The organism is Amycolatopsis sp. NPDC058278, from assembly GCF_042881395.1.
Classification (GTDB): Bacteria; Actinomycetota; Actinomycetes; order Mycobacteriales; family Pseudonocardiaceae; genus Amycolatopsis.
The window spans coordinates 21,115-31,813 of record NZ_JBHVXZ010000116.1 but is presented as its reverse complement, the minus strand read 5'-3'; the positions used below and the strand labels follow the sequence as shown (position 1 = coordinate 31,813).

10 protein-coding genes are annotated in these 10,699 nt (G+C 71.8%); 5 read left to right on the top strand and 5 right to left on the bottom strand.

The window, feature by feature from the left end; genetic code table 11:
* Positions 1-209 precede the first annotated feature (209 nt).
* Positions 210-767 carry a hypothetical protein gene (locus tag ACFVYA_RS39570; RefSeq protein ID WP_285986170.1) on the bottom strand — a complete coding sequence of 186 codons (558 nt, stop codon included), beginning with the start codon at positions 765-767 and terminating at the stop codon, positions 210-212.
* Between the two features lie 83 nt (positions 768-850).
* Positions 851-2,827 carry a thioredoxin domain-containing protein gene (locus ACFVYA_RS39565; protein ID WP_387052378.1) on the bottom strand — a complete coding sequence of 659 codons (1,977 nt, stop codon included), beginning with the start codon at positions 2,825-2,827 and terminating at the stop codon, positions 851-853.
* A gap of 65 nt (positions 2,828-2,892) precedes the next feature.
* On the opposite strand from ACFVYA_RS39565, the gene ACFVYA_RS39560 reads away from it, so the two are divergent.
* Positions 2,893-4,260: a 3' terminal RNA ribose 2'-O-methyltransferase Hen1 gene (locus tag ACFVYA_RS39560; RefSeq protein ID WP_387052376.1), complete on the top strand. Its 1,368-nt coding sequence runs from the start codon at positions 2,893-2,895 to the stop codon at positions 4,258-4,260.
* Positions 4,257-6,749: a polynucleotide kinase-phosphatase gene (locus ACFVYA_RS39555; protein ID WP_387052374.1), complete on the top strand. Its 2,493-nt coding sequence runs from the start codon at positions 4,257-4,259 to the stop codon at positions 6,747-6,749. The genes ACFVYA_RS39560 and ACFVYA_RS39555 overlap by 4 nt, the downstream gene beginning before the upstream one ends.
* A 29-nt stretch (positions 6,750-6,778) precedes the next feature.
* Here ACFVYA_RS39555 and ACFVYA_RS39550 read toward each other — a convergent pair whose 3' ends face one another.
* Positions 6,779-7,111, bottom strand: coding sequence for a hypothetical protein (locus ACFVYA_RS39550; protein ID WP_387052372.1), 333 nt, complete (start codon positions 7,109-7,111; stop codon positions 6,779-6,781).
* A complete protein-coding gene (gene mca, locus ACFVYA_RS39545) occupies positions 7,108-8,028 on the bottom strand; it encodes a mycothiol conjugate amidase Mca (RefSeq protein ID WP_387052370.1) in 921 nt (306 codons plus the stop codon). Before mca ends, ACFVYA_RS39550 begins: the two co-directional genes overlap by 4 nt.
* 134 nt (positions 8,029-8,162) lie before the next feature.
* Between mca and ACFVYA_RS39540 the strand changes: the two genes are divergently transcribed.
* The 3 genes from ACFVYA_RS39540 (at position 8,163) to ACFVYA_RS39530 (ending at position 10,178) form a co-directional block, all read left to right on the top strand.
* Complete coding sequence (locus ACFVYA_RS39540) at positions 8,163-8,618, top strand: DUF4307 domain-containing protein (RefSeq protein WP_387052368.1); 456 nt, start codon at positions 8,163-8,165, stop codon at positions 8,616-8,618.
* A 195-nt stretch (positions 8,619-8,813) separates the two neighbouring features.
* Entirely contained in the window at positions 8,814-9,317 is a 504-nt protein-coding gene (gene greA, locus ACFVYA_RS39535; protein ID WP_013229826.1) for a transcription elongation factor GreA, read from the top strand.
* A 48-nt stretch (positions 9,318-9,365) separates the two neighbouring features.
* Positions 9,366-10,178 carry an MBL fold metallo-hydrolase gene (locus tag ACFVYA_RS39530; RefSeq protein WP_387052366.1) on the top strand — a complete coding sequence of 271 codons (813 nt, stop codon included), beginning with the start codon at positions 9,366-9,368 and terminating at the stop codon, positions 10,176-10,178.
* Positions 10,179-10,182: 4 nt separating this feature from the next.
* On the opposite strand, the gene ACFVYA_RS39525 is transcribed toward ACFVYA_RS39530, so the two are convergent.
* A complete protein-coding gene (locus ACFVYA_RS39525) occupies positions 10,183-10,656 on the bottom strand; it encodes an Lrp/AsnC family transcriptional regulator (protein WP_285993949.1) in 474 nt (157 codons plus the stop codon).
* Positions 10,657-10,699 lie beyond the last annotated feature (43 nt).

Sequence of the window (10,699 nt, the reverse complement as noted above, 5' to 3'; positions counted from 1 at the left end):
GCTGTCCCGGTGCGACACGCGGCGTGGGGGGGGGGGGGGGGGGGGCCGCCGCGCCCCCCCGTAACGCGCGGGGGTGGGGCGGGCGGGGGTGCGGGGGCGGGGGGGCGGGGCGGAACCGGGGGGGGGGGGGGGGGCCCCCGGGGGGGGGGGCCCCCCGCCCCCCGGCTCCGGCTGGACCGTGGGGTGCCACCTCGGCGGCACCCCACGGCTCACGCCAGGTCGGGTCCCTTCGAGCGCAGGTCGTCGACCTTGCTCATCGCTTCCCGCAGTTCGCCGAGCCAGCTGTCCGCGTGCTGGCCGACCAGGCGCACCGCCCAGGCCAGCGCGTCCGAGCGCGACCGCGCCACACCCGCGTCCACCAGCGTGTCCAGCACCAGGCGCTCCGGCTGGCGCAAGCGCGTCATCACCGGTGCCGAATGCGTCGTGAACAGTGCCGTCGTGCCGCCCAGACGGGCGCCCCACGCCACCTTGCGCTGGTAGCGGTGCTCCGCCTGGCGGGCGATCTCGATCCGCTCGTCGCGCGTCTCCTCGCGGTACCGGCTGATCCGGCCCTCTTCGGCCGCCGCGCGGGCGGCGTCGTCCGCGTGCTCCTCCGTCAGCGCCGGGAGCTCGCCGACCACGATGATCTCTTCGCGGTCGACCGTGACCTCCGGTGCGCCCGTGAACCAGCCGTCGGGCAGCCGGCCGCCGAACCAAGCCGCCGCGTCGTCCGCCGGCGGTACCTCGGCCTGCTGCCAGCCTCGGCCTCCACGCCATCCGCGTCCCATGTCGTACCTCCGATTACATGATTACATCGCTACCGAAGTTACGCCGAAGAAAGCGTGATCGGCACAGCGTTCACCCAGGGCGATCAGAGCTGGGCGGTCAGCTCCTCCGCGGAGGTCACCGGGCGGTCGCAGACGTACCCCCGGCAGACGTAAGCCGCCGGGGCGCCGTCGACCAGGGGGCGGTCGGCCAGCAACGGGACGCCCGGGGCGTCCGGCTCGCCGGCCAGCACGATGCCGCCGCCGTGCACTCCGCGGGCCGCCGCCAGCCGCAGCGAAGCGTCCTCGCCCACCACCGCCACCTGCACCGGGCCGGCCTGCAGCGCTTCGGCCACCGACAGCCAGTGCCCGGCGAACCGGGGCACCCGCCCGGCCAGCACCCCGGCCCGGCGCAGCGCCTGCTCGGCCGCGTCCCGGTACCGGGTTGAGCCGGCGTGGCCCGCCAGCGCGGACGCCGTCAGCAGCGCTCCGGCCAGCGCGGACGCCCCCGACGGGCTCGCGTTGTCGCCGGGGTCGGCCGGACGCTGGACCAGCGTCTCGGCGTCGTCGGCCGTGTCGAAGTACGCACCGGGGACGTCCGGGGACGCGAAGTGCGTCAGCGCCAGGTCGAGCAGCCGGGTCGCTTCGGTGAGCCACTTCGCCTCGCCCGTGGCCTGGTGCAGGGCCAGGAACCCGTCAGCGACGCAGGCGTAGTCCTCGAGCACACCGGCGGATTCGCCGACGACGCCGTCGCGCGAGCTGCGCCGCAACCGGCCGTCGACGACGTGCACCCGCAGCAACAACCCGGCCGCCTCCCGGGCCCACTCGATCCACTGTGGACGATCCAGGGCGACGCCCGCTTCGGCCAGCGCCGTGATCGCCAGGCCGTTCCAGGACGCGATCACCTTGTCGTCCCGGCCCGGCTGCGGCCGCTTCGCGCGGGCCTCCAAAAGCTTGACGCGGATCGGTTCGGGCAGGTCGCCGAACAGGCGCAACGTGGAGGCACCCTCCTCGAAGGTGCCCTCGTCGGTGACGCCGAACAGCTCCGCCGCACGCGAGCCGTCTTCGTCGCCGAGCACCTCGCGCAGCTGCGCCGGCGTCCAGACGTACGTCAGGCCCTCGACGCCTTCAGTGTCCGCGTCCAGTGAAGACGCGAAGCCACCTTCGGGCGTCCGCAAGCCCGAAGCGAGGAACTCCGCGGTGCCCGTGGCGACGCGCAACGCCGTCGCCGAACCGGTTCGCCGCCAGAGGTGCGCGTAAAAGCGCAGGAGCAACGCGTTGTCGTACAGCATCTTCTCGAAGTGCGGCACGATCCACTCGGCGTCCACGGAGTAGCGCGCGAAGCCGCCGGCCAGCTGGTCGTACAGGCCGCCACGGGCCATCGCTTCCGCCGTCGAGTCCACAAGGGACAAAGCGACCTGCGACCCGGTGCGTTCGTGGTGGCGCAGCAGGAACTCCAGGACCATCGACGGCGGAAACTTCGGGGCGCGGCCGAACCCGCCGTTGACCGGGTCCGCCTCCTGCTGGAGCTGCCCGACCGCGCCGGCGAGCACCGCTTCGTCCACAACGGACTCCTTGAGCGGCCCGGTCTGCTCGGCGAGGTGCGCCACGATCTGCTTGGCGCCGTCCAGCAGCTCGTCCGGCCGCTCCTGCCACGCCTCGATGACGGCGGCCAGGAGCTGCCGGAACGACGGCATGCCCGGCCGCGGCGACGGCGGGGAGTAGGTGCCGCAGTGGAACGGCTCGCCGTCCGGGGTGAGGAAGCAGGTCATCGGCCAGCCGCCCTGGCCGGTCATCGCCTGGGTGGCGGCCATGTACACGGCGTCGATGTCCGGCCGCTCCTCGCGGTCGACCTTGATGTTGACGAAGTTCGCGTTCATCAGGGCCGCGGTTCCGGCGTCCTCGAACGACTCGTGCGCCATGACGTGGCACCAGTGACAGGCGGCGTAGCCCACGGACAGCAGGATCGGCACGTTCCGCCGCCGTGCCTCGGCGAGTGCGTCCGGACCCCAGGGCCACCAGTCGACCGGGTTGTCCGCGTGCTGGAGCAGGTACGGGCTGGTCGCGCTGGCGAGGCGGTTCATGCCTCTAGGGTCGCACCCGGGAAAACCGGGCGCGCGGTCACCGGCCCGTCGGCCACACTGAGCCGGTGCTGCTGACCATCACCACGACCCGGAACCCGGCCACCGACCTGGGCTTTCTCCTGCACAAGCATCCGGAGAAGGCGCAGTCGGTCGCGCTGTCCGCCGGTACCGCGCACGTCTTCTACCCGGAGGCTGCGCCGGACCGGTGCACCGCCGCGTTGTTCGTCGAGATCGACCCCGTCGGGCTCGTCCGCGGGGGCGGGACGTCGCTGACGCAGTACGTCAACGACCGGCCGTACGCCGGGGGCTCGTACCTCGCGGTCGCGCTGCGGGCCGCGTTCACGACGGCGCTCGCGGGCCGGTGCGCGGCGCGTCCGGAACTGGTCGACGAGCTCTTCGACCTGGAGATACGCGTGCCGTCGCTGTCCGCTCGGGGCGGGGCCGAGGTCGTGCACAAGCTGTTCGAGCCGCTCGGCTGGCGCGTTTCGGCGACGCCGATCCCGCTCGACCCGCAGTTCCCGCAGTGGGGTGACAGTCACTATGTCGACTTGCGGCTCACCGGTACCCAGCGTGTTGCCGACGCCCTTCGCCACCTCTACGTCCTGCTGCCGGCGCTCGACGGGGACAAGCACTACTGGGTCGGCCAGGACGAGGCCGACAAGCTGCTGCGCGCCGGTGACGGCTGGCTCGCCGGGCACCCCGAGCGGACGCTCATCACCAACCGCTACCTGGAGCGGCGCCGCGCGGTCGTCACTTACGCGCTTTCGCGGCTGGCCGAGGCGGACGACGTCCCGGCGGAGGCTGAAGCGCTGGTCACCGAGGTGCCGGACAAGCCGGAGAGCCTCGCGTCGCAGCGTCACGGAAGCGTGCTCGCCGCGCTGCGGGCCGCGGGCGCCCGGCGCGTGCTGGACCTCGGCTGCGGCTCCGGCGCGCTGCTGCGGGTCCTCGAGAAGGAGCGGTCGTTCACCGAGATCGTCGGCGTCGACGTGTCGAGCAGTGCGCTGAACATCGCGGAGAAGCGGCTGAAGGACGGCTCCCGCGTCACGCTGCGCCAGTCCGCGCTGACCTACGCCGACCCGGCGCTGGCCGGGTTCGACGCCGCCGTGCTGATGGAGGTCGTCGAGCACGTCGACGAGGAGCGGCTCCCGGCGCTGGAACACGCGGTGTTCGGGGTCGCGGCGCCGCGCACGGTGCTCGTCACGACGCCCAACGCGGAGTACAACCGGCTGTTCGAGTTCCTGCCGATGGGGCATTTCCGGCACGCCGACCACCGGTTCGAATGGACCCGAGCCGAGTTCCGCGCCTGGGCGGACAGTGTCGCGACCCGACATGGCTACGACGTCCGGTACCTGCCGATCGGACCGGAGGACCAGGAATCGGGACCGCCGACCCAACTGGCGGTCTTCACCACCCAAAAGGAGGTGGCCGCGTGAAGCTGACCGTTCCCGACATGTCGCTCGTCGTGCTCGTCGGCGCTTCCGGCTCCGGCAAGTCGACGTTCGCGCGCACGCACTTCGCGCCGACGCAGGTGCTCTCCAGCGACTTCTTCCGCGGGCTCGTCGCCGACGACGAGAACGACCAGTCGGCCTCGGCCGACGCCTTCGACGCACTGCACTACGTCGCGGCGAAGCGGCTCGCGGCCGGGCGGACGACCGTCATCGACGCGACGAACGTCCAGCGTGCTTCGCGGGCGAGCCTGGTGAAGCTCGCGAAGGAGCACGACGTGCTGCCGACGGCGATCGTGCTCGACCTGCCGGTGGCCGTCTGCGCCACGCGGAACGCGTCGCGCACCGACCGCGACTTCGGCGACCACGTGATCCGGCGGCAGCGCGGTGAGCTGCAGCGGTCGCTGAAGTCGCTGGAGCGCGAGGGGTTCCGGCGCGTGCACGTGCTGCGCTCCGAAGCCGAGGTGACCGAGGCCGAGATCGTCGTCGAACCGCTGCGCAACGACAAGCGCGCGCTGACCGGGCCGTTCGACGTGATCGGCGACGTCCACGGCTGCGCGGCCGAGCTCGAGGAGCTGCTGGCCGAGCTGGGGTACGCCGACGGCGTGCACCCGGACGGGCGGACCGCGGTGTTCGTCGGCGACCTCGTCGACCGCGGCCCGGACACCCCGGGCGTGCTGCGGCGCGTGATGGGGATGGCCGCGTCCGGCAGCGCGCTGGTCGTGTGCGGCAACCACGAGCAGAAGCTGGTGCGGGCCTTGCACGGGCGGAAGGTCAACGTCGCGCACGGGCTCGCCGAGTCGCTGGAGCAGCTCGGCGCGGAGAGCGAAGAGTTCCGCCGTCGCGTCCACGAGTTCTGCGACGGGCTGATCGCGCACTACGTCCTCGACGGCGGGAAGCTCGTCGTCGCGCACGCGGGGCTGCCCGAGCGGTACCACGGGCGCGCGTCCGGGCGGGTGCGCAGCATGGCGCTCTACGGCGACACGACCGGCGAGACCGACGAGTACGGCCTGCCGGTGCGGCTGCCGTGGGCCCACGACTACCGCGGATCCGCGATGGTCCTCTACGGGCACACGCCGACGCTGGAGCCGGAGTGGGTCAACAACACGATGTGCCTCGACACCGGCGCGGTGTTCGGCGGGAAGCTGACCGCGCTGCGCTACCCGGAGCGCGAAGTCGTCTCGGTGAAGGCACACCGGGTCTGGTACGAGCCGGTGCGCCCGCTGGACGCGTCACGGCCGTTGGGCGGGCGCGAGCCGGCGGTGCTGGAACTGGCCGACGTCACCGGGAAGCGGATCGTGCAGACCGCGCACCACGGCCGGGTCGGCGTCTCGGCGGAGCAGTCGGCGGCGGCCCTGGAGGTGATGAGCCGGTTCGCGGTCGACCCGCGGTGGCTGGCCTACCTGCCGCCGACGATGGCGCCGTGTTCGACGTCGTCGCGCTCCGATTACCTGGAGCACCCCGAAGAGGCGTTCGCCGAGTACCGGGCAGCCGGGGTCGAAGCCGTGCTGTGCGAAGAGAAGCACATGGGCTCGCGGGCCGTCGTGCTGGTCTGCCGGGACGACGAAGTGGCGTACCGCCGGTTCGGGATCCGCGGCGGTGGCGCGGTGTACACGCGGACCGGGCGCCCGTTCTTCTCGGCCTCGCAGAACACCGCGCTCTTGGCAGACGTGCGCGCGGCGGCGGCCGGGCTGTTCGAGGAGCTGGACTCGGGCTGGTTGCTGCTCGACGCCGAGCTGCTGCCGTGGAGCGCGAAGGCGGGTTCGCTGATCGCTGCTCAATACGCGTCGGTGGGCGCGGCCGCCCAGGCGGTGCTGCCTTCGGCGGTCTCGGCGTTGGCGACGGCGGCCGCACGGGGCATCGACGTCGGCGACCTCTTGGCCCGGACGGCTTCGCGTTCCTCCACAGTGGACTCCTACCGGACGGCGTACCGGCGCTACTGCTGGCCGACGTCGGGCCTGGACGGCGTCCGGCTGGCGCCGTTCCAGCTGCTGGCGTCCGAGGGGAAGGCCTACCACGACCGGCCGCACGCGTGGCACCTCGCGCAGCTGGACCTTTGGCAAGGATCGCGTTTCCAGCGGACCCGGACGCTCGAGGTGGACCTGCTGGACGACGCGTCGGTCGCCCGTGGCGTCTCATGGTGGGAGGAGCTGACGGCGGCCGGTGGCGAGGGCATGGTCGTCAAGCCGGCGGCGAACCTGACCCGCGGGACGCGCGGGCTGGTCCAGCCGGGGGTGAAGGTGCGCGGGCGCGAGTACCTGCGGATCATCTACGGCCCGGACTACACGCTGCCGGAGAACCTGGAGCGGTTGCGCAAGCGCGGGCTGAACCGCAAGCGCATGCTGGCGCTGCGCGAGTACGCCTTGGGCCTGGAGGCCCTGGAGCGCGTCGCGCGCGGTGAGCCGCTCTGGCGCGTGCACGAGTGCGTGTTCGCGGTGCTCGCGCTGGAGTCGGACCCGGTGGACCCGCGGCTCTGAGCGCCAACCACGACATCGCGGCGGACGGGTCAGTCGGACTTGGCTGGAGAGGCGCCGTTCGGCTGCTTCTTCTCCGGCTCCGCGGGGGCCTCGGCCGGCTCATCGGCCGAGGCCTGGTCCGGCGCGGCTTCGGCCGGCGGGTCGTCGAAGCTGGCCGGGACGCGCTTGAGGTGCTTGGTCATCGAGCGGACCAGGAAGGCCACCGCGATGAGGAACAGGATCAGCACCAGGAAGCCGACCGGGGAGGACTTGCCGAAGTCCTCCCCCTGCCCGCCGTTGTCGCCGTTGCCCGGCTGCTGCGCCCACACCAGGGCCGACGCGGTCACCGGAAGGGCCACGCCGGCCGGCAGCGTCAGACTCATGTGTTCACCTTCTCCTCGGCGCCGGCGATGCCGGCGAACAGGTCGTCCTCCGGCAACGTGCTGTCGACCAGCGACTTCACCAGCTCGTACTCCTCGGTCGGCCAGACCTCGCGCTGCATCTCCCGGGGCACGGCGAACCAGCGGCTGGTCGGGTCGATCTGCGTGGCGTGCGCCTTCAGCGCCTCGTCCCGCACCTCGAAGTATTCACTGCACTCGACGCGGGTCGTCACCCGCTCCATCACATCGCCCCGGTTCGGGTCCCAGTTCGCCAGCCACTCGGTGTACGGCGACTCGAGCCCGGCCGCCTTCAGTGCCTCGTCGAACAGCACCATCCGGGCGCGCGAGAAGCCGTGCATGTAGTACAGCTTCAGCGGCTGCCACGGCTCGCCGGCGTCGGGGAAGCGGTCCGGGTCCGGCGCCGCGTCCCACGCCGCCATCGTCACCTCGTGGGTGCGGATGTGGTCGGGGTGCGGGTAGCCGCCGTTCTCGTCGTAGGTCGTGATCACGTGCGGGCGGAACTCCCGGATCACGCGCACCAGCGCCTCGGTGGACTCCTCCAGCGGCACGACCGCGAACGACCCCTCCGGCACCGGCGGCAGCGGGTCGCCCTCCGGCAGGCCGGAGTCGACGAAGCCCAGCCAGTGCTGGCTCACGCCGAGGATCTTGGCCGCCCGGGCCATCTCCTCGCGGCGGATCTCGGTCATGTTCGCCAGCACCTCGGGCCGGTCCATGGCCGGGTTCAGGATGCTGCCCGCTTCGCCCCCGGTGCACGTGACGACCAGCACCTCGTGACCTTCGGCGGCGTAGCGCGCCATCGTGGCGGCACCCTTGCTCGACTCGTCGTCCGGGTGCGCGTGCACGGCCATCATGCGCAGGCGCGGGTTGGCGGTGTTCCTCTGCTCGTCGGCGTCCACCATGCTCCGAACGACTCCCCTTCTGCCCTTATTCCGCGACCCACCTGCGGGCCGCCCACCCAGCGGGCGGATACTCGAGACGTACCCGCGTCACCATTGTCCCCACGGGTACGACAAGAACGAGCAGGAGGCCCGGGTTGGCAGGCGGACCGGCGGAAACGGCCGTCGGCGGCAGCGCGCCCGCGCTGCCCGAGGGCCGGTACGGCACCGGGCGCACGACGACGTCCCGGCGCTGGCGGCGCTGGCTCTTCCTGGCCATTGCCCTGCTGGTCAGCGGCCTGATCGCCTGGGTCGCCTACCTCACCCTCGGCGCGGCGCCGATCGACGCCGAGCGCATCGCGTTCAGCGAGAAACCGGGCAACGCGATGGAAATCACCCTCAACGTCACCCGGGACGACGACAGCAGGCCGGGCGTGTGCGTCGTCCGCGCCCGTGACAAGACCGGCGCCGAGAGCGGCCGCAAAGAGCTCCTGATCCCCGCCGGCGCGAAGTACAACCGGATCAGCACGACGATCAAGAGCATCGGGGAACCGGTGACCGCGGACGTCTTCGGCTGCTCGTACGACATACCACGCTATCTGTCAACCCCATAGCGGCCAACGGGGTGAACCGCGCGCTCAACGCCCAGAGCGCGGGGAAATAACGGGCGTCGACCTCTCGCGCCGTGATACTCTGACGCCTCAGCACGGCCCGCGACGGGCCGTGTTTTTCCTTTATCTCAGCCACGCGGGCACCTAGGCCCGCGTGGGCCGGCTTGAACACGCAAGCCTGGCAGGCCCGACGAGGAGATGGTGACCGTGAGCGACACCAAGGTGACCTGGCTCACCCAGGATGCCTACGACCGGCTCAAGCACGAGCTCGACGAAATGATCGAGAATCGGCCGGTCATCGCCGCGCGCATCAACGACAGCCGTGAAGAAGGTGACCTCAAGGAAAACGGCGGTTACCACGCGGCTCGCGAGGAGCAGGGCCAGGCCGAAGCGCGCATCCGGCACCTGCAGGAGCTGCTGCGCTCGGCCAAGGTCGGCGAAAAGCCCGCGAACGACGGCACCGCCGGCCCGGGCAAGGTGCTCACCGTCCGGTACGAGGGTGACGACGAGGACGAGAAGTTCCTGCTCGCCACCCGCGAGGAGGGCGCGGAGGGCGAACTCGACGTGTATTCCCCGGAATCGCCACTGGGCAAGGCCCTGCTCGGCGCCAAAGAAGGCGAGTCCCGCGAGTACGAGCTGCCCAACGGCAAGGTCCAAAAGGTGACGCTCGTCAAGGCGGTTCCGTACACCGACGCCAAATAACCCGGCTAGCGTGTCCTCCCAGGATTCACATTCTGGGAGGACTGAGTCGTGAGCACCGAACCGATGTGCCAGGCCTGCGGCATGCAGTACGCCGTGGCTCGTGAGGACTGCCCGATCTGCGAGGACGAACGCCAGTACGTCCCGCAGTCCGGGCAGCAGTGGACGAACCTCTCCGCGCTCCGGTCGAGTGGCACCTACACCCCGCGGATCGAAGAACAGGGCCCCGGCATCGTCGGTGTCGGCTCGAACCCGGGGTTCGCGATCGGCCAGCGCGCGCTGCTGGTGCGGGCCCGCTCGGGGAACTTCCTCTGGGACTGCGCCGCGTACCTCGATGACGCCCTGGTCCAGCAGGTCCGCGACCTGGGCGGCATCACCGGCATCGCGATCAGCCACCCGCACTACTACACGACGATGGTCGAGTGGGCGCGGGCGTTCGACGTGCCGGTCTACCTGCACGAGGGCGACCAGCAGTGGATCGGCCGGCCCGACCCGGCGGTGAAGCTGTGGTCGGGGACCACCCTCGACGTCGCCGAAGACCTGCGGCTGATCAACCTCGGCGTGCACTTCACCGGCGGCACGGTGCTGCACTGGCCGGACGGCGAAAACGGCCGGGGCGCGCTGCTGTCCGGCGACATCGTGCAGGTGATCCCCGACCGCACGCACGTCGGCTTCATGTACAGCTACCCGAACCTGGTCCCGGAGCGGCCGCACGTCGTCCGCCGCGCGGCGGAGCTGCTGGCGGGATACCGCTTCGAGGCGATCTACGGCGCCTGGTGGGACGCGATCGTGCGGACCGACGGCTTCGAGGTCGTCCAGCGTTCGGCCAAGCGGTACCTGGCCCACGTCGCCGACGAGGGCTGAGCCCTCAGCCCCGCGCGGTCCGCTCCAGCAGCGGGCGGACCCGCGGCGGCACCGGCGTCGACAGCGCGATCGACGTCGACGTGCGCAGGACGTCCGGGACACCGACCACCTTGTCGATCACCCGCTGCAGGTCGTCGTTGCCGCGCGCGACCATGCGGACGAACAGGTCGCCCTGGCCGGTCGTCGCGTGCACCTCGCAGACCTCGTCGATCGCGGCGAGGGCCTCCGCGACCTCCGCGCGGCGGCCCTGCGCGATCTCCAGCACCGCGAACGCCGTCAGGCCGTAGCCCATCGCCGCCAGGTCCAGCTCCGGCGGGAAGCCGCCGAGGATGCCGCGCTCGGTCAGGCGGTCGAGGCGGGCCTGGACCGTGCCGCGGGCGACGCCGAGCCGCCGTGCGCACTCCAGCACCCCCAGGCGCGGGGAGTCGGTGAGCAACAGCAGCAGTCGCGCATCCAGCGCATCGAGGTTCTCCGGCATACGCAGATTGTCCATGATGACGGCCGATCTCCCACGATCACCG